Here is a 22,306-nt window from a genome sequence, read left to right on the forward strand (position 1 = left end):
ATGACGACCTCGAATTAATGATGATCAGGATTCGATCTTGCGTGCTGCCGGTACATCACCGTTGCGCCAGCGCCTCACGGCCTTCTGGAAGAACAGGCTGTTGGGAATCTGTACCCAGGTGCCCGGCGCGTCACCGGTCAGGTCTTCCAGGGTGGTGTAGAACAGGTTGATGTCCAATACACGACCCCGCACGCCCGGCTTGTCGGCGCTTTCCAGCACTTCGACACAGTCGCCAATGCGGAACGGCCCGAGGGCGAAGATCAGCAGCGCGCAGAACAGGTTCGACAATACGCTCCAGATGGCGAAGAAAGCGATGGCTGCCACTGCCGCAAAGCCGGTCAAAGCACCCCACAACACCTGGGCCGAAACACCTAAGCGCTCCAGCACCAGCATGAACGCGCTACCCAGGATCAGCCAGCGGGTGAGGCCGCGCAACGGCACCAGCAGCTCTGCCGGTAGCTGTGGATAGCGATGGCCCAAGCGGCTAATGCCACGAGTGAGAATCCGCTGTGCCAGCCAGGCCAGTACCAGAATCAGAACGACCTGCCCAGCGAGCATCAGTGGCTGGCTCCAGGCGGTTAGCCAGGCCAGGTCGGTAAAATCGAAATTCAAGCCATTGCCTCCAGTTCTTGCTGCAACACTTCTAGAGTTTCCAACGCTTCCAGCCACTGTTCTTCCAGCTCGCCTTCACGGCTCTTCAGCCCTGCCTGTTCGGCCAACGCCTGGCGCAGCTCTTCCTTGCGCGCGGCCTCGTAGATGGCACTATCGCCAAGGCGCTCTTGCAGTGCGGCGAGCTTGCCCTGCACCTGACCGAGCTCAGCCTCGAGCTTGTCCGCTGCCTTCTTGTGCGGTGCCAGTTGCTGGCGCAGCGCAGCGGCGGCCTGGCGCTGGCCACGCTTGTCATTGCCCGTGCTGACCGCTGTCGCAGTCGCTGGAGCGGCCTGGCGCTGACGATAATCCACCAGCCAGCGCGCGTAATCCTCCAGGTCACCGTCGAACGGTGCCACGCGGCCATCGGCGACCAGCAGGAACTCGTCAGTGGTGCTCTTGAGCAGGTGCCGATCGTGAGACACCACCACCACCGCCCCGGCGAATTCCTGCAGTGCCATGGTCAACGCCAAGCGCATCTCCAGGTCGAGGTGGTTGGTCGGTTCATCGAGCAGCAGCAGGTTGGGCTTGCCCCAGGCGATCAGCGCCAAGGCCAGGCGCGCTTTCTCGCCACCGGAGAAATTCAGCACCGGCTCATCGCAACGCGGCCCACGGAAGTCAAAGCCGCCGAGAAAATCGCGCAGGGTCTGCTCGCGCTCGCCGGGGGCAATACGCTGCAGGTGCAACAGCGGGCTGGCCTTGTCGTCCAGGGAGTCGAGCTGGTGCTGGGCGAAGTAGCCGATCACCAGATTCTCGCCACGCTGCAAGCTGCCGCTCAGCGGCTGCAGCTCAGCGGAGAGGTTCTTGATCAGCGTCGACTTGCCCGCGCCGTTGGGGCCGAGCAGGCCGATACGGGCGCCCGGCACCAGGCTCAGCTTGACCTGCTGCAGAATGGTCTTGTCGCCATAACCGAGGCGGCCTTCGCTAAGGCTGAGCAGCGGTGTGGAAATCTTGTCGGCCTCACGGAACACAAAATCGAAGGGCGAGTCGACATGCGCCGCACTCAGCTCTTCCATACGCTCCAGCGCCTTGATGCGGCTCTGAGCCTGGCGTGCTTTGGTCGCCTGGGCCTTGAAACGGGCGATGTACTTTTCCATGTGCGCACGCTGCACTTGCTGCTTCTCGTACGCCTGCTGCTGCTGGGCCAAACGCTCGGCACGGGTACGTTCGAAGGCACTGTAACCGCCACGGTATAGCGTCAGCTTGCGCTGCTCGACGTGGGCGACGTGGTCGACCACGGCATCGAGAAAATCCCGGTCGTGGGAGATCAGCAGCAAAGTGCCCGGATAGCTCTGCAACCAGCCCTCGAGCCAGAGAATGGCATCCAGATCCAGGTGGTTGGTCGGCTCATCAAGCAGCAGCAGGTCGGATGGGCACATCAGCGCCTGGGCCAAATTAAGGCGCATGCGCCAGCCACCGGAAAAATCGCCGACCCGGCGATCCATCTGCGCATTGTCGAAGCCCAGGCCGGCCAGCAGCTTGCGGGCACGGGCGTCGGCAGTGTAGCCGTCGGCGCTGTCCAGCTCGCTGTGCAGGCGAGCAATGGCGCTGCCGTCCTGGCGCTGCTCGGCAACTGCCAGATCAGCCTGCACACGGCGCAGGTTGTGGTCGCCGTCAAGCACGTAGTCCACGGCCTGGCGCTCGAGGGTATCGACCTCCTGGCGCATATGGGCGATGCGCCAGTCGCCGGGCAGCAGGCAATCGCCGGCATCCGGGGTCAACTCGCCACGCAGCAAGGCGAACAGGCTCGATTTTCCGGCGCCGTTGGCACCGATAAGGCCGGCTTTGTGGCCGGCGTGCAGGGTCAGCTCGGCGTCTTCTAGCAGACGCTGCGGGCCACGCTGTAAGGTAAGGTTCAGAAGTCGGATCATAATGGCGGCGGATTCTACCAGAGTCCCCTGCCGCTTACTCGGAGCGTACCGTGACTACTGACCTGTGGGACTTCGCCACGAATCTCTATGCCCGCCCTGGCGTCGAGACGGCCTGTTTGGCGCTGCAGGATGCTGGAGCGGATGTCTGCCTGGTGCTCTGCGGCCTATGGCTGGATCAACGCGCAACACACTGCACCACCGACTACGTGGCGCAATTACGCCAGGCTGCAGCCCCCTGGCAGCGCGACGTCGTCGTACCACTGAGGCAGTTGCGTCAATCCTGGCGTGAGGCCGCGCAGACGGATCAGGCGCTGGCGCTATTACGCCAGCACCTCAAACAACTCGAGCTGGATGCGGAACGAGAACACCTGCAGCGCCTGCAAGCGCTGTCAGCTGGCTGGCCTAAATTACCCGAGAGCAGCGCCCGGCATTGGCTGGACGCCCTCGCCCCGACCAGCACAACCGCGACTCGCGAAGCGTGCGACCTGCTGCACAGCACACGCCTGCAGCGATAATGGCCGTACGCCAGCCTGACGAAATGTTGGCTATTTGGGTGAGCGTGGCACTTGTCAGGAACCCAGAATCAGTTAAGTTGTACGACGACGGACAATCCCGTCGCCTTTACTCCTAACAATTACAAAAAGGGTTCTGTGCATGAAAAAGCTGAAACTGCTCGTCTGTTTTCTGTGCCTGTTTACCGGCTACGTGGCCGCTGCCTCTACCGATGAACAGGATGTCGCCACTGCAGTGGACGGCCTCACCCAGGCCATGCTGCACAAGGACATCGCCAAGCTGCAGGCACTGACGGCCGAAAACCTCACCTATGGCCACTCCAGCGGCAATATCCAAGACAAAAAAGCCTTTATCGCAGACATCGAAACCGGTAAGAGCGCGTTCAAAGAACTGAAGATGCTCAACCAGAAGATCACCCTGTCCGGTGACGTCGCGTTGGTTCGCCATCACTTCTCGGCTCAAGCCATCAACAAAGAGAAAGGCATCGTCCCGACCGAAATCGAAAACTTCCAGATCTGGCAAAAACAGAAAGGCCAGTGGCTGTTGATCGGTCGCCAGGCCTTCCGCTTCTAAGCTCCCCCAGTGATCAAGCCAGTGCAGCGCACTGCGCTTGACCACCGACAGACGCCCGTCTGTGACCTGTCAGAACCGTAGGGCGTATTAACCGAAGGCGTAATCCGCCATATAAACGGACAACGCTGTTCGCAGCAAAACGACGGATTACGCTTCGCGCCCTAAGGGAGCGCCTTGGCACGCTAAAAAGTCAGGCCTGCAATTCCTTGTCCAATACCTCTTCGATTTCACTCTTGATCTTGCCGCTCAGCACCGAAAGCAGCAGGCCAAGATTGAGTTGCAGGTTGACCCGATCCTCACTGACCTCGATCCGACCGTCGGCGCCGCTGCGTTTGAACTCCAGAGTGTCGCCGTTCCACTGATAACGCACGTCGTATTCGCGCGCCAGGCGCTCGGCCAGTTGTTCGGCTTTGCCGCGAGCGGCTTCGACGCCCAGGTTATGGGGGCGGTCGACGGTAATTCTGGCCATCATGGCTCTCCTGACTGAAATCGCTGGCGGGGGAATATACAAGAAGCGCCCGGTGGGCCACTACCGGCGTGCGCCTGTGCCCGGCTTTTAGGTTTAGAATGCGGGCACTCGGCTGACTAGAGCCTGTCGAAACCGTGCTGCGGGCTAGCCGCTGGCCCCACTGGCGACAGTGCCTCGCATGGCTTTAGCTCATAGGCTTTTAAAACGGCGCCAAGCCTCTCGGATTTCAGGAAAGGGTGACATGAACGATCCGCTCAAGAACGACGGCAGCGAACCCACCACTCACTTCGGTTTCCAGGACGTTCCGGAAAGCCGCAAGGCGGACAAGGTTGCCGAAGTATTCCACTCGGTAGCCGCCAAGTACGACCTGATGAACGACCTGCTCTCCGGCGGCATGCACCGCCTGTGGAAGCGTTTCACCATCGAGCTGTCCGGCGTACGTAGCGGCAACCGCGTGCTGGACATCGCTGGTGGCACCGGTGACCTGGCCCGCCAGTTCTCGCGCATCGTCGGCGAGACCGGCGAGGTGGTGCTGGCCGACATCAACGCTTCGATGCTCAAGGTCGGTCGTGACCGCCTGCTCGACCGCGGCGTGTCGGGCAATATCGCATTCGTCCAGGCCGACGCCGAAAAGCTGCCCTTCCCGGACAACCATTTCGACTGCGTGACCATCGCCTTCGGCCTGCGCAACGTCACTCATAAAGATGCCGCCATCGCCTCCATGCTGCGCGTGCTCAAGCCCGGTGGTCGCCTGCTGGTGCTGGAATTCTCCAAGCCGAAAAGCAGCCTGCTGTCCAAGGTCTACGACACCTATTCGTTCAACTTCATGCCGCTGGTGGGCAAGCTGGTCACCAACGACGCCGAGAGCTATCGCTACCTGGCCGAGTCGATCCGCATGCACCCGGATCAAGACACCCTCAAGGCGATGATGGAAGCCGCCGGTTTCGACCGCGTGACTTACCACAACATGACCGGCGGCATCGTCGCTCTGCACCGCGGTATCAAGCCCTGATGCTGAGCCAGGCCCTGTTCGCGGGCGTCGAGCGCGGCCTTAACCGCGTACTCGCGCTGGACAGCACTGCCCTGCCGCGCCTGACCCGGCTGCATGGCCGGGTGATCGCGGTCGAGTCGCGCGCACCAGCGTTCCAGTTGTTCATCCTCGCCGACGGTGAAGGCCTGCGCCTGGCCAGCCAATGGACGGGGCAAGTCGACTGCACCCTGCGCGCGCCAGCCAGTTCTCTGCTGAGCCTGGCGCTGGCCAAGGACAAGCAGGCCGTGCTGCACACGCCAGAGGTCGATCTGGACGGCGAAAGTGGCGTGCTGCTGGAGCTGGCCGGCGTGTTGCAGGATCTTGAGCTGGATTGGGAATACGAGCTGTCACGCTGGCTCGGCCCGATCGCCACGCCACTGCTGGCCGGCCACCTGCGCAGCCGCACGGGCTGGACGCGGGACACTCTGCACAGCCTGCAACTGAGCCTGGCCGATTACCTCAGTGAAGAATCACGCACCCTGGTTGGCCACCGTGAGGCCGACGCACGCTTTGCCGAACTGGATGCCCTGAAACTTTCCCTCGACCGTCTCGACGCGCGCATCGAGCGCCTCGCCCAACGCCATAAGCCCATCGCATGAAGCTGCTTGCCGTTCGTCGTCTGTTGCGCATCCTCTACGTGGTCATCCGCTATCGCCTGGATGACCTGCTGTTCGCCCTGCCGCTGCCCTTCTGGCTGCGCGCGCCGCGCTTCCTGCTGCCCTGGCGCTGGCTGCCGCGCAAGGCTTCGCCGCTCAATCGCGGTCAGCGCCTGCGCTTGGCCCTGGAAGAATTGGGGCCGATTTTCATCAAATTCGGCCAGTTGCTGTCCACCCGCCGTGACCTACTCCCGCCGGATATCGCTGACGAACTGACCCACCTGCAGGATCGCGTACCGCCGTTCGACCCGGCCAAGTCGCTGGCGCTGATCGAGGAACAACTCGGCATGCCGGTCAGCCAAGCGTTCGCCCGTTTCGACACCGAACCGCTGGCCTCGGCCTCGGTCGCCCAGGTGCACGCGGCGCAGCTGAAAAGCGGTGAAGAAGTAGTGGTCAAAGTGGTTCGCCCGAACCTCAAGCCGATTATCCGCGCCGACATGGCCTGGTTGTTCCTGCTCGCCAAACTGGCCGAGCGCGCCTCGAGCGAAGCCCGTCGCCTGCACCCTGTGGACGTGGTCAGCGATTACGAGAAGACCATCTACGACGAACTCGACCTGCTGCGCGAGGCGGCCAACGCCAGCCAGTTGCGACGTAACTTCGAGGGCTCGGATCTGCTCTACGTGCCCCAGGTGTATTGGGACTGGTGCCGCCCCAAGGTGCTGGTCATGGAGCGCATCTACGGCATCCAGGTCACCGATCTGGCGACTCTGGCCGACCAGCGCACCGACATGAAACTGTTGGCCGAACGCGGCGTGGAGATTTTCTTCACCCAGGTGTTCACCCACAGTTTCTTCCATGCCGACATGCACCCGGGCAACATCTTCGTCAGCACGCGAACGCCGTGGAACCCGCAGTACATCGCCATCGACTGCGGCATCATCGGCAGCCTCACCCCCGAGGATCAGGATTACCTGGCGCGCAATCTGGTGGCCTTCTTCAAGCGTGACTACCGCAAGGTGGCGCAGTTGCACATCGACTCTGGCTGGGTGCCGCAAGAAACCCAGGTCAACGATTTCGAAGCGGCGATCCGTACCGTGTGCGAACCGATCTTCGAACGCCCGCTCAAGGACATCTCCTTCGGTCTGTTGTTGATGCGCCTGTTCCAGACCGCGCGGCGCTTCAATATGGAAGTGCAACCGCAGCTAGTGCTGCTGCAGAAGACCCTGCTGAATATCGAAGGCCTGGGTCGCCAGCTGTACCCTGATCTGGATCTGTGGACCACCGCTCAGCCGTTCCTCGAGCGCTGGATGCGCCAACGCGTCAGCCCGCGCAACCTGCTGCAAAACCTGCAGAGTCAGGTCGAGCAAGTGCCGCACCTGGCCAACATGACTCGCAGCCTGCTCGAACGCATGGCTCAGCCGCATGCCAAAGATCCACCACCGCCATGGCGCGAGCGTGACGGCTGGGCGGTACGACTGATCGGCGCCGCGCTGATCGGCGGCGGTGTGGTGCTGGCCCTGGGCATGGCCAACCTGAGTGAACCGGCCATCGCCTGGCCAGCCTGGCTGATGACCGCCAGTGGTCTGTACCTGATCGTGCGCCGATAGCCAGCCAGCGCCCTGGCTGGCACACTTGCAACGAAACGCCGCGTCTCGAATACGGAAAAGCAATGAACAACTGGTTAGATGAAGTCACTTGGAACGAAGACGGCCTGGTGCCGGCCATCGCCCAGGATCACCAGACCGGGCGCATCCTCATGATGGCCTGGATGAACCGCGAAGCATTGGCCCTGACTGCCAGCGAGCAGCGCGCCATCTACTGGTCACGCTCGCGTGGCAAGCTGTGGCGCAAGGGCGAGGAATCCGGTCATGTGCAGAAGCTCCACGAGCTGCGTCTGGACTGTGACGCCGACGTAATCGTGTTAAAGGTTGAACAGCTCGGCGGCATCGCTTGCCATACCGGGCGCGAAAGTTGCTTCTACCGGGTATTCGAGAATGGCGCGTGGAAGACCGTCGATTCCGTCTTGAAAGATCCGCACACCATATATACACCGGAACACCGCCATGACTGATACCCTCAAGCGCTTGGCCGAGGTGCTGGAGTCGCGCAAGGGCGCGGCCCCAGACAGCTCCTACGTGGCCAGCCTGTACCACAAGGGTCTGAACAAGATCCTGGAGAAGGTGGGCGAAGAATCGGTGGAAACCATTCTTGCCGCCAAGGACGCTGCCACCAGCGGTGACTGCAGCGATCTGATCTACGAAACTGCCGACCTGTGGTTCCACAGCATGGTCATGCTGGCCGCGCTGGATCAGCACCCGCAGGCGGTACTGGATGAACTGGATCGCCGTTTCGGCCTGTCCGGGCATGCGGAAAAAGCCGCACGAAGCGACAGCGACAGCGACACTTAATAAAGACTCTGACGAGGACAATGCAGCATGGGCATTTTCGATTGGAAACACTGGGTAGTCATCCTTATCGTCGTCGTGCTGGTGTTCGGCACCAAGAAACTCAAGAACCTCGGCTCCGACGTCGGTGAAACCATCAAGGGTTTCCGCAAGGCGATGAACGAAGACGAAACCAAGCCGGCTGAACCGCAAGCGCAACAACCCCAACAGCCTTATCAGCAGCAAGCCCCGCTGAACCAGCCACATACTGTGGAAGGCCAGGCCAGCAAGGTCGAAGAACCTCTGCGTAAAGACTGAGGCCAGAGCATGTTCGGTATCAGTTTCAGCGAGCTGCTAGTGGTCGGTCTGATCGCCTTGCTGGTGCTCGGCCCCGAGCGCCTGCCCGGTGCAGCGCGCACCGCGGGGCTATGGATTGGCCGTATCAAACGCAGCTTCAATGCGATCAAGTCGGAGGTCGAGCGTGAAATAGGCGCCGACGAGATCCGACGCCAGCTGCATAACGAGCACATCCTTGAGCTGGAGAAGGAGATGCAAGCGGTAAAGAATGACATTCTGCCGCCAAGCACGCCCGCTCCACAGGCCCAGACGCCGCTCCCCACGGAGCCTTCAGCGCCCGTTGCCGAACCCGCGGCGGGATCGGCTGTTACGCCCACCCCGATCTCAACGCCAGCCCCGGCGCCCGTCGCCAGCCAGGACAAGACGCCGCAACCATGAGTCGACTCTCTGACAACGACCAGGAAATGCCGCTGGTTTCTCATCTTGCCGAGTTGCGTACGCGCCTGCTGCGTTGCGTAGCCGCTATCTTCCTGCTCTTCGCCGGTCTGTTCTACTTCACACAGCAGATCTACACCCTGGTTTCTGCACCACTGCGTCAGTACCTGCCGGAAGGCGCAACGATGATCGCCACCGATGTGGCGTCGCCGTTCCTCACCCCGTTCAAGCTGACGATGCTGGTTGCCGTATTCCTGGCCATGCCAGTGATCCTGCATCAAATCTGGGGGTTTATCGCCCCGGGCCTCTACAAGCATGAGAAACGCATCGCCATCCCGTTGCTGATCTCCAGCATCGTGCTGTTCTATGCAGGGGTGGCTTTTGCCTACTTTCTGGTCTTTCCAATCATCTTCCACTTCTTCGCCAGCGTAACGCCCGAAGGCGTGTCGATGATGACCGATATCGCCAGTTACCTCGATTTCATCATGACCCTGTTCTTCGCCTTCGGCTTTGCCTTCGAAGTGCCGGTGGCCGTGGTACTGCTGATCTGGATCGGCATCGTCGACGTCGCCTATCTGCGCAAAATCCGCCCTTACGTGATCATCGGCTGCTTCGTGCTCGGCATGATCCTGACCCCGCCGGACATCTTCTCGCAGACCCTGCTGGCCGTGCCGATGTGGCTGCTGTTCGAGCTGGGCATCATTGCCGGTAGCCTGATCCGCACAAGGCGTGGTGAGCCCGACCCTGATGAGGATGAAGCGCCGGTCGACCAGCCGCCCAGCACTCAGCCATGAATCTGCTGCTGCTCGAGGACGGCGACTTCATCGCCGCCGACCGGGTGCGCCTGGACGGCCGGCGCCTGACCCACCTGCACGAAGTGCACCGCGCCGAGAACGGCGACACCCTGCGGGTCGGCCACCTCGGCGGCGCCATGGGCAGTGGCCAGTTGCTGCAGCTGGACGCCAACAGCGCCGAGCTGCAGGTCAACTTCGACCAGCCAGCACCCGCCAAGCTGCCGATCACCCTGCTGCTCGCCCTGCCCCGACCGAAGATGCTCAAGCGTGTGCTGCAAAGCGTCGCCGCCATGGGCGTGCCACGGCTGATCCTGCTCAACAGCTACCGGGTGGAAAAGAGCTTCTGGCAGACACCCTTTCTCGAACCGACGGCGATTCGAGAACAGCTGATTCTTGGCCTGGAGCAGGCCCGCGATACGGTGCTGCCCGAGGTGATCATCGAGAAGCGCTTCAAGCCCTTCGTCGAGGATCGTCTGCCACAGTTGGCGGCAGGCACGCTTGGCCTGACCGGCCACCCCGGTAGCTACCCGGCGTGCCCCCGCGCCGTTGAACAACCGGTGACTCTGGCCATCGGCCCCGAGGGCGGTTGGATTCCCTACGAGGTGGAGAAACTGGCTGAGGCCGGCCTGCAGCCGGTGCAGCTCGGCGAGCGCATCCTGCGGGTAGAGACAGCGGTGACGGCTCTGCTGGCCAGGTTGTTCTGAGCTGGCGGCTCGGTAGCGATACCGTCCGTTCGTGATCTCGTGGGAGGGGCTTTAGCCGCGATTGTGCCTGTATAGGCGTAAAGGGCTCGCGGCTAAAGCCGCTCCTACACGATCCCGGATGTCCGCTTTTAACTTACTGAAACCAACCACCGCCTCAAGGGACATCCAGTAACGCCTTGTCCGGCAGAGCGATTTGGCGCCAGCCTGCTGTCTGCCTATGATGAACACCTCGTGCCCACAAGGAGCTGTCATGCGCCGTCTGCTCACCGGCCTCACCGTTATTTTCCTGCTCTTGCTCAACACCCTGATCCTGATCGGGCCGATGCTGATTATCGCCATCGGCAAGTTCGTGCTGCCGGGCAAAGCACTCAAGGCCGCCTGCTCACGCCAGGTGATGTGGGTCGCCGAGTTCTGGGCCGAAAACTGCAAACGCATCTTCGCGGCGCTCACCCCGACCCGGTGGGATATTCGCGGCGGCGGCGAACTGCATCAGGACACCTCCTACCTGGTCATCAGCAATCACCAGTCGTGGGTCGACATTCCGGCGCTGGTGCAGGCGTTCAACCGCAAGACGCCCTACTTCAAGTTCTTCCTCAAGCAGCAACTGATCTGGGTGCCCTTCCTCGGCCTGGCCTTCTGGGCGCTGGACTATCCGTTCATGAAGCGCTACTCGAAGGCCAAGCTGGAAAAGTATCCGCACCTCAAGGGCCAGGATCTGGATATCACACGCCGCGCCTGCGAGAAGTTTCGCGAGCTGCCGGTCACCGTAGTCAATTACCTGGAAGGCACGCGAGTCACCCAGGCCAAACAGGCACAGCAGGGCTCGCCCTATCGCTATTTGCTCAAGCCCAAGGCCGGCGGCGTGGCCTTCGTGCTGGCGGCGCTGGGTGAGCAGCTGGACGCCATCCTCGACGTCACCATCGTCTACTCGGAAGAAACGCCGCCCGGTTTCTGGAAGCTGATCAGCGGACAGGTACCGAGAGTCATCATGGATATCCGCACGCGCGCGCTCGATCCCGCGCTCTGGCAGGGCGACTACCAGAACGATGCCGAATTCCGCCTGTACGTGCAGAACTGGGTCAGCGCTTTATGGGAAGAGAAGGATGCATTGATCGAGCAATTGAAGCAGGAGAGCGCGGCCTGAATCTGCTACGACCAGGCCCGGTGCATCAGTCCGGCAGGATCATATGGCCCGCCTCGTCCAGCGGCGCGAAGGGGTTGTGCGCCAATTCCCAGAGATGGCCGTCCGGGTCGGCGAAGTAGCCGGAGTAACCGCCCCAAAACACCTTTTCAGGCGCTTTGACCTGCCGTCCGCCCGAGTCGACAGCAAGCACCATGGCCGCATCCACGGCCTCGGGGCTTTCCAGATTGTGCGCCAGAGTGATGCCGGAGAAGCCCACAGGCCCGGCCTCGGGCAGGTTGGCATCCTTGGCCAGTTCGTCCCGCGAGAACAGCCCCAGCGCGAGCCCTTTGAGCTTGATGAATACGATCTTTTCCTGGGAAGCGGACGAGCGCGTCCAACCCAGCCGTTCGTAAAAGGTGGCGCTGGCCTGTACGTCCGCCACGCCAAGGGTGATCAGAGAAATCCGTCGGTCAAAGCTCATGAGTTGCTCCTGCAGGTTGAGCCAGACAGGTTAGCAGCCGAGTATGCCGTCGGAAGAAAAGGATCACGTAAAGGTGGAAGCGGAGCCCTGACAGACTGTGTGAAAACTACTGCGCTCGGGCATGCGGCGTTAAAAACCGGCTGGAATGCCAGCCCAGTCAAAATGCTCATTTACAACTCGTAAACTGCGCTTTTTCGCCGGCTTTTGCCTTGCCTGACCTTCGCTCGCTACGTTTTCACACGGCCTGCTGAGGTTCCGCTTGTTTGCATCAGGCAGCGCTGAAGGTCTTGTGCGGGTCGATGACGAATTTCTTCGGCACGCCGGCATCGAACTCGCCGTAACCGCGCGGCGCGTCCTCCAGGCTGATGACCTGCACGCCAACCACTTCGGCGATGTTGATGCGATCCCACATGATCGCCTGCATCAAGGCACGGTTGTACTTCATCACCGGTGTCTGGCCGGTATGGAAGCTGTGCGACTTGGCCCAGCCGAGGCCGAAGCGGATGCTCAGGCTGCCGATCTTCGCCGCCGCGTCCACTGCCCCCGGATCTTCGGTGACGTAGAGACCGGGAATACCGATCTTGCCGGCCACCCGCACCACGCCCATCAGCGAGTTGAGCACCGTGGCCGGCGCTTCGTGCTGGGCACCGGCATGGCCGTGGCCGCGGGCTTCGAAGCCCACGGCGTCGACGGCGCAATCCACTTCCGGCTCACCGAGCAGGTCGGCGATCTGTTCGTGCAGCGGCGTGTCCTTGGACAGGTCGGCGATTTCAAAGCCCTGGGCCTTGGCGTGGGCCAAACGCACCGGGTTGACGTCACCGATGATCACCACTGCAGCGCCAAGCAGTCGCGCAGAAGCCGCTGCGGCAAGGCCGACTGGGCCGGCGCCTGCCACGTACACCGTGCTGCCCGGCCCCACGCCTGCGGTGACCGCGCCGTGGTAACCGGTGGGCAGAATGTCGGACAGGCAGGTCAGGTCGCGGATCTTCTCCATCGCCCTGTCGCGATCCGGCAGCTTCAACAGATTGAAGTCGGCGTAGGGCACCAGCACGTATTCGGCCTGGCCTCCGGTCCAGTCGCCCATGTCCACATAGCCATAGGCGCCACCGGCACGCGCCGGGTTGACCGTCAGGCAGACGCCGGTGTGCTGTTCCTTGCAGGAGCGGCAGCGGCCGCAGGCGACGTTGAAGGGCACGGACACCAGATCACCGATCTTCAGGTTCTCGACATCGCTACCCTTCTCGATCACCTCACCGGTGATCTCGTGGCCGAGCACCAGGCCGACCTGGGCGGTGGTACGCCCGCGCACCATGTGCTGGTCAGAGCCGCAGATATTGGTGGAAACCACCTTGAGGATGACCCCGTGCTCGATCTTGCGACCACGCGGATCCTGCATCTTCGGATAGTCGATCTTCTGGACTTCGACCTTGCCTGTGCCGAGATAGACGACACCGCGATTACCAGACATATGCATCTCCTTTCTTGTTGTGGATACAAGGCGCATAGGCCTTGCAAGGGAGTATTGAAGCGTCTGTCTCGACAGCCTCCGGTAAGGGCAGGGCGACTACCGAGTGAGCGTGTCGACGATCTGTCGTCGAACGCAGGTCAGGGGAGAGTAGCCAGCGCCTGGCAGTTCCGTGGGTACAGAACCGACAGTCGGTGTTCTATGCGCGGCAAAGATGCCTCAGAGCACCACGGTACGATTAGCGTTGAGGAACACCCGTCGCTCGAGGAAATAACTGACGGCACGAGCCAGGGTCAGACACTCGATGTCCCGGCCTTTGGCTACCAGATCCTCGGGGTAGTGCGCATGATCGACGCTTTCCACACCCTGGGTGATGATCGGCCCCTCGTCGAGGTCGTTGTTGATGAAGTGCGCGGTGGCGCCGACCAGCTTCACGCCCTTCTGATACGCCTGGTGATAGGGCTTGGCACCCTTGAAACCGGGCAGCAGCGAGTGATGGATGTTGATCGCCCGGCCATCGAGCTTGCGGCACAGCTCGGCGGACAACACCTGCATATAGCGGGCGAGCACCACCAGTTCGGCGCCGGTGTCCTCGACCACCTGCATCACCCTGCGCTCCTGCGCCGGCTTGTCGTTGGGGTCGAGGGCAAAGTGGTGATAGGGGATGCCGTGCCAGTCGGCCAGCGGCTTGAGATCAGGGTGATTGGAGACGATGGCGGTGATGTCCATCGGCAACTGGCCGGTGCGCTGGCGGTAGAGTAAGTCGTTGAGGCAATGATCGGCCTTGGAGACCATGATCACCACCTTGGCGCGATAGCCCGGCGGCGTCAGTTCTGTGCGCATCTCGAAGGGCGCGGTGCGCTCATCAAGGCCGGCGAGAAACGCCGCTTCGTCGAAACCGGCCTGGGCGCGGAATTCGACGCGGATGAAGAAGCGGCTGGCCAGCCGATCATCGAAGCTGTGGTGCTCGGTGACGTAGCAGCCCTGCTCGAACAGGTAGCGAGTAACCACATCCACGGTACCCAGCAGACTCGGGCAATGGGCGGTGAGAATCCAGGTATCGGGGGTGCGGCTCATGAAAGCGATTCCTTGTGGTGATCGCTCCCATGCGCCGGCCGGCAGTGCACGATGTGGAGCGTCATTGGCTGCGCTTGTGCGTAGCCTTTGGGAGTGGTGAAGTTAAAGCAGGAGCGACGGTCAGCATTTATTCTGTGGGAGCGGGCCATGCCCGCGATTTTTCGCGGGCATGGACTAGGCGTCCCCGCCCGCTCCCACAGTTAGTCACTGCTTTTATCCTGCTCGCGTTCTCAGGCCTCCACAGCCAACCCGTACTCGGCGCTGGCATCCTGCAGCCACAGCCAGAAGTAGTCGGAGAAGCTGCGGCGGATCAGCAGCTCCCAGGTCTCCTCGCCGGTGCGGCGAATCACCAGTTGGGACTTGGCGAACACCGTGCCTACCGCCTTGCCCACCGGAAAGTTTTTCGGGTGAACGTCGTAGCTGCTGGACTTCATCAGCAGCTCGCGCACCTTGGGCCCGCGCAGCTCCAGCAGGGTCTGCCCTCCGCTGACGTTGACCACCGAAATATGCTGACCATCCAGCGTCTCGCGCAGCGTGCGCTCGACCTCGAACTCGCTGCCGCCTGGCACGATCAGCAGCCATTCGTCCGGGCCCAGCCACTGCAGCGAGGTATCGCCGTTGGCCACTAGGGTCAGTGCGCCCGGCAGCTCGAGGCCGAGGGCCTTGTGTACACCGCCGGCAAAATTGGCATCGTCGGCGTCGCCACGCAGGACCAGATGGCCCAGCAGGCTCTTCTCTCGCAGGGTGACGCCAGCGCCCTGGCGGCCCTTGCCGGCCAATTCGTGCAACCCGGCATGGTGCAGGGACGACTGCCCGGCGATGTCGGCAGGGCGTTGCTGATAAAGATTGGCGTTAGACATTCTGGCGATCCCCTTTCGGGTCATAGAACACGGAGCTGACGATTTCGGCTTCGATCACGCTGCCATCGACCAGCGGCGCGAAGACGCGCTCGCCGATGCGCTTGAGGCCGCCTCTGACCAGGGCCATGGCGAAGGAATGGCCCATCGCGGCGCTCATGTAGCTGGAGGTGACGTGGCCAACCATGGTCATCGGAATCTGCTGCTTGGGGTCGAAGACCAGCTGCGCGCCTTCTGGCAGTACCTTGTTCGGATCCACCGGCTTGAGGCCGACCAGTTGCTTGCGGCCTTCCTTGAGGGTGTCTTCGCGATTCATGCCACGCCAGCCGATCCAGGAGAACGGTTTGGTACGGCCAACGCACCAACCCATGTTCAGATCGTCCGGGGTGACCGAACCGTCGGTGTCCTGGCCGACGATGATGAAGCCCTTTTCGGCACGCAGTACGTGCATGGTCTCGGTGCCATAAGGCGTCAGGCCATGCTTCTGGCCGGCGGCGATGATCTTCTCCCACACGCCCAGGGCATAGTTGGCCTGGACGTTGACTTCGTAGCTCAGCTCACCGGTGAAGGAGATCCGGAATACCCGCGCCGGCACGCCGCCGACGTTGCCTTCCTTCCAGGTCATGAACGGGAAGGCGTCCTTGTCCAGGTCGATGTCGGTAACTTCGGCCAGCAGCTTGCGGCTGTTGGGGCCGGACAAGGTCATGGTCGCCCAGTGGTCGGTCACTGAAGTGAAGTACACCTTCAGCTCCGGCCATTCGGTCTGGTGGTAGATCTCCAGCCACTCCATCACGCGGGCAGCGCCGCCAGTGGTGGTGGTCATGACGAAATGGTTGTCGGCCAGACAGGCCGTCACACCGTCGTCGAAGACCATGCCGTCTTCCTTGCACATCAGGCCGTAGCGGGCCTTGCCCACGTCCAGCTTGGTCCAGGCGTTGGTGTAGACGCGGTTGAGGAACTCGCGCGCATCCGGGCCCTGAATGTCGATCTTGCCCAGGGTCGAGGCGTCGAGAATGCCCACCGCGTTACGCACGGCCAGGCACTCGCGGGCCACCGCGGCGTGCAGGTCTTCCCCTTTTTTCGGGAAGTACCAGGGGCGCTTCCACTGGCCGACGTCCTCGAACTCGGCGCCGTTTTCCAGGTGCCACTTCTGGATGGCTGTGTAGCGCTTGGGCTCGAACAGATCGCCGCAATGACGACCGGCGATGGCGCCGAAGGTCACCGGGGTGTAGTTCGGGCGGAACATGGTGGTGCCCATTTCGGCGATGCTGATGCCCAGCGAACGGGCGGCGATGGCCAGACCGTTGATGTTGCCCAGCTTGCCCTGGTCGGTACCGAAGCCCAGCGCGGTGTAGCGTTTGACGTGCTCGACCGACTCGAAGCCCTCACGGGTGGCCAGCTCGATACCGGCGGCGGTGACGTCGTTCTGCTGATCGACGAACTGCTTGGGCGCACGTGCGGTGTTCTTGTCGTGCGGCACCTGAAACAGCGCAATCGACGCTTCCTCGATGCGCTTCTCGGCTTTCGGCAGCGTACCGCTCACGGGCTGGAAGCCCACCTCGGCGGCCGCTTTGGCACCGGCTTCGAAACCATCGGCGAGGCTGTCGCCCATGCCGAACACACCGTTCACGGCACCGGCGCAATGACGCTTCTGGAAACCTTCACCCGGCACGAAAGCGAGGATGTCTTCACGCCAGACCGGACGACCACCAAGGTGCGACGCCAGGTGCACCACCGGGCTGTAGCCGCCGGAGCTAACGATCAGGTCGCAGTCGAGGGTCTCGCCCGGGCTGGTGACCTTGTGCCTGGCGGCATCGATGGCGCAGATGCGCGCACCGGTGACACGCTTGCTGCCACGCGCCTCGACCACACCGCTGCTGGTGAGCACGCGCACGCCACGTCGGCGCGCTTCCTCGACCCAGCTGCCGCGCGGGTTGCTGCGGGCGTCGGCCACGGCTACTACCTGGCGACCGGCGTCGAGCCAGTCGAGCACCACGCGGTAGGCGTAGTCATTGTTGGTCGACAGCACCAGTTTCTGACCGGGCGCCACGCCATAACGGCGCACGTAAGTCGACACGGCATCGGCCAGCATGTTGCCGGGCACGTCGTTGTTGGCGTACACCAGCGGGCGCTCGTGGGCGCCGGTGGCGAGCACCACGCGGCCGGCACGCACACGGTGCAGGCGCTGGCGCGGCTGGCCCATTGGCGCGACTTCGCCGAGGTGATCGGTGAGACGCTGGTGGATGGTGAGGAAGTTGTGGTCGTGATAACCGTTGACCGTGGCACGCGCCAGCAGGATCACTTCCGGCATGGCCTGCAGCTCGGCGATGGCCTTGGCGGCCCACTCGACGGCCGGCTTGTCGTCGAGCATCTCGCGGGTGGAGAGCAGGCTGCCGCCGAGCTCTTCCTGTTCATCGGCGAGAATCACCCGGGCGCCGCTGCGCCCAGCGGCCAGGGCCGCGGCCAGACCGGCAGGGCCGGCGCCGACCACCAGTACGTCGCAGTGCTGGTTCAGGTAGTCGTAGATATCCGGGTCGTTTTCTTTCGGCGCGCGGCCGAGGCCGGCGGCCTTGCGAATGTACTTCTCGTAGGTCAGCCAGAGGTTCTGCGGGTACATGAAGGTCTTGTAGTAGAAACCGGGCGGCATCATGCCGCCGCCGACCTTGCCGAGAATCCCCATCAGGTCGGTGTTGACGCTCGGCCAGCCGTTGGTGCTGGTGGCCGTCAGGTTGGCGTACAGCGCCTGCTGGGTAGCGCGCACATTGGGAATCTGCGCCGCCTCGGTGCCGCCGATCTGCAGCACGGCATTCGGCTCTTCGGCGCCGGCAGCGACGATGCCGCGTGGGCGCGAGTACTTGAAGCTGCGGCCGACCACGTCGACGCCGTTGGCCAAAAGCGCAGCGGCCAGGGTGTCGCCGACATAACCCTGATAGGTCTGGCCGTTGAAGCTGAAGGTCAGCGGCTGGCTGCGATCGATGCGGCCGCCCTGGGAAAGACGATTGACCTGGCTCATGCCGTTACTCCTTGGTCAGCGGCCTTTTTCGCGGCGACGCCAGCCTCAGTCACGCTGGGGCGCTCGCCGATCTTGTAGGTTTCGAGAATCTCGTAGCTCACCGTGTGACGGGTGACGTTGAAGTACTGACGGCAGCCCGCCGCATGGATCCACAGCTCGTGGTGGATGCCGCGCGGGTTGTCGCGGAAGAACAGGTACTCGCCCCACTCCGCATCGGTGCAGGCATTCGGGTCCAGCGGGCGGGGAATGTGCGCCTGGCCGCCAGCGTGGAATTCTTCTTCGGAACGCAGTTCGCCACAGTGAGGGCAGAAGATGTGCAACATGTTCGGTACCTCCAGAAAACCATCGTCCCTCTCTCAGCGAGAGAGGGCGCCAAAATCAGTGCGCCACACCGGCTGCGCCGTGCTCGTCGATCAGCGCACCGTTGTGGAAGCGCTCGATGGAGAAGGCCTTGGCCAGCGGATGCATCTCGCCCTTGGCCAGGCTGGCCGCGAACACGTTGCCCGAGCCCGGCGTGGCCTTGAAGCCACCGGTGCCCCAGCCGCAGTTGAAGAACAGGTTCTTTACCGGGGTCTTGGCGATGATCGGGCAGGCGTCCGGCGTGGTGTCGACGATGCCGCCCCACTGCCGGTTCATGCGCACGCGCGAGAGCACCGGGAACATCTCGACGATGGCCTGCAGGGTGTGTTCGATGGTCGGGTAGGAACCGCGCTGGCCGTAGCCGTTGTAGCCGTCGATGCCGGCGCCGATGACCAGGTCGCCCTTGTCCGACTGGCTGATGTAGCCGTGTACGGCGTTGGACATGATCACCGTGTCGATAATCGGCTTGATCGGCTCGGAAACCAGCGCCTGCAGCGGGTGCGACTCCAGCGGCAGGCGGAAGCCGGCGAGCTTGGCCAGGTGCCCGGAGTTACCGGCAGCGACCACACCGACGCGCTTGGCGCCGATGAAGCCCTTGCTGGTTTCCACGCCGATCACCGCACCGTCCTGCTTGCGGAAGCCGATCACTTCCGTCTGCTGAATCAGGTCGACGCCCAGGGCGTCGGCGGCGCGGGCGAAGCCCCAGGCCACGGCGTCGTGACGGGCCACGCCGCCACGGCGCTGCAGCGAGGCACCGAGCACCGGGTAGCGGGTGTTCTTCGAGCAATCGAGGTAAGGAATCATCTCCGCCACCTGCTTGGCATCGACCACTTCGCCATCGATCCCATTGAGGCGGTTGGCGCTGACGCGGCGCTCGATGTCGCGCATGTCCTGCAGCGTATGACCAAGGTTGAACACGCCGCGCTGGGAGAACATGACGTTGTAGTTCAGATCCTGGGACAGACCTTCCCACAGCTTCATGGCGTGCTCGTAGAGGTGCGCGGACTCGTCCCACAGATAGTTGGAACGCACGATGGTGGTGTTACGTGCGGTGTTGCCGCCGCCCAGCCAGCCCTTCTCGACCACGGCGACGTTCTTCACGCCGAACTCCTTGGCCAGGTAGTAGGCGGTAGCCAGGCCATGCCCGCCACCGCCGACGATGATCACGTCATACACCGGCTTGGGAGTCGGATTGCGCCACATGCGTTGCCAGTTTTCGTGGTGACTGAAGGAATGCTTGAACAGGCCGAAGCCGGAATAGCGCTGCATGGGGGACTCCTGAATTCTGTTCCAACGTAGCAGCCGGCCCGCTGGCGACCGGTAAGACCGATCGCCGCCAAGCCGGCTGCCACGACAACGACGATGCGTTAGCGATACACCGGGTAATCGGCACACAGCCCGGCAGCCAGGCCGGCCACCTGAGCCTCGACATCGGCATCGCCAAGGTGCTCGAGGATGTCGCTTATCCAGCCTGCCAGTTCACGGCACTGGGCTTCCTTGAAACCACGGGTGGTGACCGCAGGGGTGCCGATACGCAGCCCGGAGGTCACGAACGGTGACTGTGGATCGTTGGGTACGGCGTTCTTGTTCACCGTGATGCCGGCGCGACCGAGGGCTGCGTCGGCATCCTTGCCGGTGATGCCCTGCTTGATCAGCGAGAGCAGGAAGAGGTGGTTGTCGGTGCCACCGGAGACCACATCGAAACCGCGCTCGATGAACACCTCGGCCATGGCCTGGGCGTTCTTGATGACCTGCGCCTGGTAGTCCTTGAAGCCTGGCTCCAGCGCCTCCTTGAAGCACACCGCCTTGCCAGCGATCACATGCATCAGCGGGCCGCCCTGGGCGCCCGGGAATACCGCAGCGTTGAGTTTCTTCTCGATCTCTTCGTTGGCCCTGGCGAGGATCAGGCCGCCACGGGGGCCGCGCAGGGTCTTGTGGGTGGTGGTGGTGACCACGTCCGCGAGGGGAATCGGATTCGGGTACAGGCCAGCCGCAACGAGACCGGCAACGTGGGCCATGTCGACGAACAGGTAGGCTCCGACCTTGTCGGCAATGGCACGAAAACGCGGGAAATCTAGGGTCTTGGAGTAAGCGGAGAAGCCGGCTACGACCATCTTCGGCTGGTGCTCGATGGCCAGGCGCTCGACCTCGTCGTAGTCGATCAGCCCGGTGTCGGTATCGATGCCGTACTGCACGGCGTTGTACAGCTTGCCGGACGAGCTGACCTTGGCACCGTGGGTCAGGTGGCCGCCGTGGGCCAGGCTCATGCCGAGAATAGTGTCGCCGGGCTGCAACAGCGCCAGGTACACGGCGGAGTTGGCCGAGGAGCCGGAGTGCGGCTGCACGTTGGCGTAATCGGCGCCGAACAGCTGTTTGGCGCGCTCGATGGCCAGCGCCTCGACCTTGTCCACATGCTCGCAACCGCCGTAGTAGCGCTTGCCCGGATAGCCTTCGGCGTACTTGTTGGTCAGCCCGCTGCCCTGCGCCTCCATCACCCGCTTGCTGGTGTAGTTTTCCGAGGCGATCAGTTCGATGTGATGTTCCTGACGACGCTCCTCGGCATTCATCGCGCTGAGCAGTGCGTCATCGTAGCCCTGGATCTGATCTTGCTTGCTGAACATCACGTATCTCCCCGAAGCGCCTGAAGGCGCCGCATCTGGCTCGGTTGCTCGATATGAGTCTTGTTGCAGCGATGGTATGACTCGCCCTCGAGAACCAGATGCCTATGCACGCCACGGGAGATTGCGTTTGCGACATGGCCGAGTGTCGCAATTGCACATGCCGCAAACTCAGATGAACCGCAGCGCGACCAGCACGAGAAAGTGCCCGGGATAGAACAGGTAGGCCCAGCGTCGTACCGGCGGTACTGGGAATGGCGGACGTGCGCGCAACAGCAGCAGGCCGATCAGCGGGGCGAACAGGCAGATGGCGAGCACGCTCCAGGCGAACGGGTCGCCCCGAGCGGCGTCGCTGTAGAACGGTGCCCAATAGTTGGCCGCCAGGCAGCACAACATCGGCAGCAGCCAGGCGCCGTAGGGCTTGCGCAGCGCCAGCAGGAAAGCCGCCGGCAACACCGCGCCGAAAGCGCCGAACATCAGCCACTCATGGCCGAACACGGCGATCAACAGCGCCGCCCCACCCAGCCAGCAGGCCTGGGGCTGCGGGCGCTGCACGGCGTTGGCGATCAGCAGGCCGAGAACCAAAGTCGGCAGCACGTTGAGCGATTCCGCCGTGGGCACCAGCAGTCGATAGGGCCACTCGGAGAGCAGCGAGAACAGCAGCAACCAACCTAGGTAACTCAGCGACACACCATTGGACGGGCCAACGCTCGGCCGCGCGACGTTGGCGGCGATGGCCAGACAGAACAGCGGAAAGGCCAGACGGCCAGGTACATAAAGGAAATACAGGGAGGGCCAGACATGGCGAAGGTGATCGATCAGCATGGTCAGCAGCGCCAGCCATTTGATCAAGTCGAGGGCCGCATCACGACCGAAAGGCATTGGCTGAGCAAGTGATGCTGGAGGCATGTGCACGCGTCACGCTGGGATATGAGGCTGCACGGTAGAGGCTGTGGCTGCCTCGACGCAAATCAGAAGGCGGCACAGGGCTGAACCCT

General features: G+C 62.8%; 24 protein-coding genes. 12 read left to right on the forward strand and 12 right to left on the reverse strand.

Going from position 1 to position 22,306, the window contains the following annotated elements:
* Positions 1 to 24: 24 nt before the first annotated feature.
* Together ACZ3GY_RS21800 and ACZ3GY_RS21805 are read right to left on the reverse strand one after the other, a co-directional pair.
* Complete coding sequence (locus ACZ3GY_RS21800) at positions 25 to 558, reverse strand: mechanosensitive ion channel family protein (RefSeq protein WP_225839547.1); 534 nt, start codon at positions 556 to 558, stop codon at positions 25 to 27.
* Between the two features lie 50 nt (positions 559 to 608).
* Complete coding sequence (locus ACZ3GY_RS21805) at positions 609 to 2,519, reverse strand: ATP-binding cassette domain-containing protein (protein ID WP_465911952.1); 1,911 nt, start codon at positions 2,517 to 2,519, stop codon at positions 609 to 611.
* Positions 2,520 to 2,569: 50 nt separating this feature from the next.
* Between ACZ3GY_RS21805 and ACZ3GY_RS21810 the strand changes: the two genes are divergently transcribed.
* Positions 2,570 to 3,034, forward strand: coding sequence for a TIGR02444 family protein (locus ACZ3GY_RS21810; RefSeq protein WP_465911953.1), 465 nt, complete (start codon positions 2,570 to 2,572; stop codon positions 3,032 to 3,034).
* Positions 3,035 to 3,173: 139 nt separating this feature from the next.
* Positions 3,174 to 3,605: a nuclear transport factor 2 family protein gene (locus ACZ3GY_RS21815; protein WP_463563255.1), complete on the forward strand. Its 432-nt coding sequence runs from the start codon at positions 3,174 to 3,176 to the stop codon at positions 3,603 to 3,605.
* A 190-nt stretch (positions 3,606 to 3,795) separates the two neighbouring features.
* Here the strand turns inward: ACZ3GY_RS21815 and ACZ3GY_RS21820 are convergent, their stop codons facing one another.
* Complete coding sequence (locus ACZ3GY_RS21820) at positions 3,796 to 4,074, reverse strand: polyhydroxyalkanoic acid system family protein (RefSeq protein WP_463563250.1); 279 nt, start codon at positions 4,072 to 4,074, stop codon at positions 3,796 to 3,798.
* Positions 4,075 to 4,315: 241 nt separating this feature from the next.
* On the opposite strand from ACZ3GY_RS21820, the gene ubiE reads away from it, so the two are divergent.
* From ubiE to yihG, 10 genes are all read left to right on the forward strand, one after another.
* Positions 4,316 to 5,086 (forward strand): bifunctional demethylmenaquinone methyltransferase/2-methoxy-6-polyprenyl-1,4-benzoquinol methylase UbiE, encoded by a 771-nt coding sequence (gene ubiE, locus ACZ3GY_RS21825; RefSeq protein WP_465911954.1) that lies wholly within the window; start codon positions 4,316 to 4,318, stop codon positions 5,084 to 5,086.
* Positions 5,086 to 5,703, forward strand: a complete 618-nt coding sequence (locus tag ACZ3GY_RS21830; protein ID WP_465911955.1) for a ubiquinone biosynthesis accessory factor UbiJ — start codon at positions 5,086 to 5,088, stop codon at positions 5,701 to 5,703. The genes ubiE and ACZ3GY_RS21830 overlap by 1 nt, the downstream gene beginning before the upstream one ends.
* Positions 5,700 to 7,307, forward strand: a complete 1,608-nt coding sequence (gene ubiB, locus ACZ3GY_RS21835; protein WP_465911956.1) for a ubiquinone biosynthesis regulatory protein kinase UbiB — start codon at positions 5,700 to 5,702, stop codon at positions 7,305 to 7,307. Before ACZ3GY_RS21830 ends, ubiB begins: the two co-directional genes overlap by 4 nt.
* A 62-nt stretch (positions 7,308 to 7,369) precedes the next feature.
* Positions 7,370 to 7,771 carry a phosphoribosyl-AMP cyclohydrolase gene (gene hisI, locus ACZ3GY_RS21840; RefSeq protein WP_463563246.1) on the forward strand — a complete coding sequence of 134 codons (402 nt, stop codon included), beginning with the start codon at positions 7,370 to 7,372 and terminating at the stop codon, positions 7,769 to 7,771.
* Positions 7,764 to 8,108, forward strand: a complete 345-nt coding sequence (locus ACZ3GY_RS21845) for a phosphoribosyl-ATP diphosphatase (protein ID WP_463563245.1) — start codon at positions 7,764 to 7,766, stop codon at positions 8,106 to 8,108. Before hisI ends, ACZ3GY_RS21845 begins: the two co-directional genes overlap by 8 nt.
* A 27-nt stretch (positions 8,109 to 8,135) precedes the next feature.
* A complete protein-coding gene (locus ACZ3GY_RS21850; RefSeq protein ID WP_225836177.1) occupies positions 8,136 to 8,402 on the forward strand; it encodes a twin-arginine translocase TatA/TatE family subunit in 267 nt (88 codons plus the stop codon).
* A 9-nt stretch (positions 8,403 to 8,411) separates the two neighbouring features.
* Entirely contained in the window at positions 8,412 to 8,819 is a 408-nt protein-coding gene (tatB, locus tag ACZ3GY_RS21855) for a Sec-independent protein translocase protein TatB (RefSeq protein ID WP_463563244.1), read from the forward strand.
* Positions 8,816 to 9,610: a twin-arginine translocase subunit TatC gene (gene tatC, locus ACZ3GY_RS21860; protein ID WP_463563243.1), complete on the forward strand. Its 795-nt coding sequence runs from the start codon at positions 8,816 to 8,818 to the stop codon at positions 9,608 to 9,610. Before tatB ends, tatC begins: the two co-directional genes overlap by 4 nt.
* Complete coding sequence (locus ACZ3GY_RS21865) at positions 9,607 to 10,314, forward strand: 16S rRNA (uracil(1498)-N(3))-methyltransferase (protein WP_465911957.1); 708 nt, start codon at positions 9,607 to 9,609, stop codon at positions 10,312 to 10,314. Before tatC ends, ACZ3GY_RS21865 begins: the two co-directional genes overlap by 4 nt.
* A gap of 250 nt (positions 10,315 to 10,564) precedes the next feature.
* Positions 10,565 to 11,458, forward strand: coding sequence for a 1-acylglycerol-3-phosphate O-acyltransferase, YihG family (gene yihG, locus ACZ3GY_RS21870; RefSeq protein WP_465911958.1), 894 nt, complete (start codon positions 10,565 to 10,567; stop codon positions 11,456 to 11,458).
* A 25-nt stretch (positions 11,459 to 11,483) separates the two neighbouring features.
* Here the strand turns inward: yihG and ACZ3GY_RS21875 are convergent, their stop codons facing one another.
* The 9 genes from ACZ3GY_RS21875 to ACZ3GY_RS21915 all read right to left on the reverse strand — a co-directional run bounded on the left by ACZ3GY_RS21875 (position 11,484) and on the right by ACZ3GY_RS21915 (position 22,217).
* Positions 11,484 to 11,918 carry a VOC family protein gene (locus ACZ3GY_RS21875; protein ID WP_465911959.1) on the reverse strand — a complete coding sequence of 145 codons (435 nt, stop codon included), beginning with the start codon at positions 11,916 to 11,918 and terminating at the stop codon, positions 11,484 to 11,486.
* 268 nt (positions 11,919 to 12,186) lie between these two features.
* Entirely contained in the window at positions 12,187 to 13,386 is a 1,200-nt protein-coding gene (gene fdhA, locus ACZ3GY_RS21880; protein WP_465911960.1) for a formaldehyde dehydrogenase, glutathione-independent, read from the reverse strand.
* A 216-nt stretch (positions 13,387 to 13,602) separates the two neighbouring features.
* The gene (purU, locus tag ACZ3GY_RS21885) at positions 13,603 to 14,460 is read right to left on the reverse strand and encodes a formyltetrahydrofolate deformylase (RefSeq protein WP_465911961.1); all 858 of its coding nucleotides are present in this window, start codon (positions 14,458 to 14,460) and stop codon (positions 13,603 to 13,605) included.
* Between the two features lie 230 nt (positions 14,461 to 14,690).
* Entirely contained in the window at positions 14,691 to 15,320 is a 630-nt protein-coding gene (locus tag ACZ3GY_RS21890; protein ID WP_225836200.1) for a sarcosine oxidase subunit gamma, read from the reverse strand.
* A complete protein-coding gene (locus ACZ3GY_RS21895; protein WP_465911962.1) occupies positions 15,313 to 18,330 on the reverse strand; it encodes a sarcosine oxidase subunit alpha in 3,018 nt (1,005 codons plus the stop codon). The genes ACZ3GY_RS21890 and ACZ3GY_RS21895 overlap by 8 nt, the downstream gene beginning before the upstream one ends.
* On the reverse strand, positions 18,327 to 18,653 hold the full coding sequence (locus tag ACZ3GY_RS21900; protein WP_465911963.1) for a sarcosine oxidase subunit delta: 327 nt from the start codon (positions 18,651 to 18,653) through the stop codon (positions 18,327 to 18,329). Before ACZ3GY_RS21900 ends, ACZ3GY_RS21895 begins: the two co-directional genes overlap by 4 nt.
* Positions 18,654 to 18,708: 55 nt before the next feature.
* Positions 18,709 to 19,959 carry a sarcosine oxidase subunit beta family protein gene (locus tag ACZ3GY_RS21905; RefSeq protein ID WP_042553863.1) on the reverse strand — a complete coding sequence of 417 codons (1,251 nt, stop codon included), beginning with the start codon at positions 19,957 to 19,959 and terminating at the stop codon, positions 18,709 to 18,711.
* Positions 19,960 to 20,057: 98 nt separating this feature from the next.
* On the reverse strand, positions 20,058 to 21,311 hold the full coding sequence (gene glyA, locus ACZ3GY_RS21910; protein ID WP_465911964.1) for a serine hydroxymethyltransferase: 1,254 nt from the start codon (positions 21,309 to 21,311) through the stop codon (positions 20,058 to 20,060).
* A gap of 168 nt (positions 21,312 to 21,479) precedes the next feature.
* Positions 21,480 to 22,217: a TraX family protein gene (locus ACZ3GY_RS21915; protein ID WP_465911965.1), complete on the reverse strand. Its 738-nt coding sequence runs from the start codon at positions 22,215 to 22,217 to the stop codon at positions 21,480 to 21,482.
* Positions 22,218 to 22,306 lie beyond the last annotated feature (89 nt).

Source organism: Pseudomonas sp. PME37.24/006 (assembly GCF_055556635.1).

Bases quoted from the DNA above. Each gene is read 5' to 3' on its own strand.
- ubiE (WP_465911954.1), top strand. From the start codon at position 4,316: ATGAACGATCCGCTCAAGAACGACGGCAGCGAACCCACCACTCACTTC.
- ACZ3GY_RS21890 (WP_225836200.1), bottom strand. From the start codon at position 15,320: ATGTCTAACGCCAATCTTTATCAGCAACGCCCTGCCGACATCGCCGGG.
- ACZ3GY_RS21800 (WP_225839547.1), bottom strand. From the start codon at position 558: ATGCTCGCTGGGCAGGTCGTTCTGATTCTGGTACTGGCCTGGCTGGCA.
- ACZ3GY_RS21815 (WP_463563255.1), top strand. From the start codon at position 3,174: ATGAAAAAGCTGAAACTGCTCGTCTGTTTTCTGTGCCTGTTTACCGGC.
- fdhA (WP_465911960.1), bottom strand. From the start codon at position 13,386: ATGTCTGGTAATCGCGGTGTCGTCTATCTCGGCACAGGCAAGGTCGAA.
- ACZ3GY_RS21905 (WP_042553863.1), bottom strand. From the start codon at position 19,959: ATGCAGCGCTATTCCGGCTTCGGCCTGTTCAAGCATTCCTTCAGTCAC.
- ACZ3GY_RS21820 (WP_463563250.1), bottom strand. From the start codon at position 4,074: ATGGCCAGAATTACCGTCGACCGCCCCCATAACCTGGGCGTCGAAGCC.
- ubiB (WP_465911956.1), top strand. From the start codon at position 5,700: ATGAAGCTGCTTGCCGTTCGTCGTCTGTTGCGCATCCTCTACGTGGTC.
- ACZ3GY_RS21805 (WP_465911952.1), bottom strand. From the start codon at position 2,519: ATGATCCGACTTCTGAACCTTACCTTACAGCGTGGCCCGCAGCGTCTG.
- ACZ3GY_RS21865 (WP_465911957.1), top strand. From the start codon at position 9,607: ATGAATCTGCTGCTGCTCGAGGACGGCGACTTCATCGCCGCCGACCGG.
- hisI (WP_463563246.1), top strand. From the start codon at position 7,370: ATGAACAACTGGTTAGATGAAGTCACTTGGAACGAAGACGGCCTGGTG.
- ACZ3GY_RS21915 (WP_465911965.1), bottom strand. From the start codon at position 22,217: ATGCCTCCAGCATCACTTGCTCAGCCAATGCCTTTCGGTCGTGATGCG.
- ACZ3GY_RS21850 (WP_225836177.1), top strand. From the start codon at position 8,136: ATGGGCATTTTCGATTGGAAACACTGGGTAGTCATCCTTATCGTCGTC.
- ACZ3GY_RS21845 (WP_463563245.1), top strand. From the start codon at position 7,764: ATGACTGATACCCTCAAGCGCTTGGCCGAGGTGCTGGAGTCGCGCAAG.
- purU (WP_465911961.1), bottom strand. From the start codon at position 14,460: ATGAGCCGCACCCCCGATACCTGGATTCTCACCGCCCATTGCCCGAGT.
- ACZ3GY_RS21875 (WP_465911959.1), bottom strand. From the start codon at position 11,918: ATGAGCTTTGACCGACGGATTTCTCTGATCACCCTTGGCGTGGCGGAC.
- ACZ3GY_RS21895 (WP_465911962.1), bottom strand. From the start codon at position 18,330: ATGAGCCAGGTCAATCGTCTTTCCCAGGGCGGCCGCATCGATCGCAGC.
- ACZ3GY_RS21830 (WP_465911955.1), top strand. From the start codon at position 5,086: ATGCTGAGCCAGGCCCTGTTCGCGGGCGTCGAGCGCGGCCTTAACCGC.
- tatB (WP_463563244.1), top strand. From the start codon at position 8,412: ATGTTCGGTATCAGTTTCAGCGAGCTGCTAGTGGTCGGTCTGATCGCC.
- ACZ3GY_RS21900 (WP_465911963.1), bottom strand. From the start codon at position 18,653: ATGTTGCACATCTTCTGCCCTCACTGTGGCGAACTGCGTTCCGAAGAA.
- glyA (WP_465911964.1), bottom strand. From the start codon at position 21,311: ATGTTCAGCAAGCAAGATCAGATCCAGGGCTACGATGACGCACTGCTC.
- tatC (WP_463563243.1), top strand. From the start codon at position 8,816: ATGAGTCGACTCTCTGACAACGACCAGGAAATGCCGCTGGTTTCTCAT.
- yihG (WP_465911958.1), top strand. From the start codon at position 10,565: ATGCGCCGTCTGCTCACCGGCCTCACCGTTATTTTCCTGCTCTTGCTC.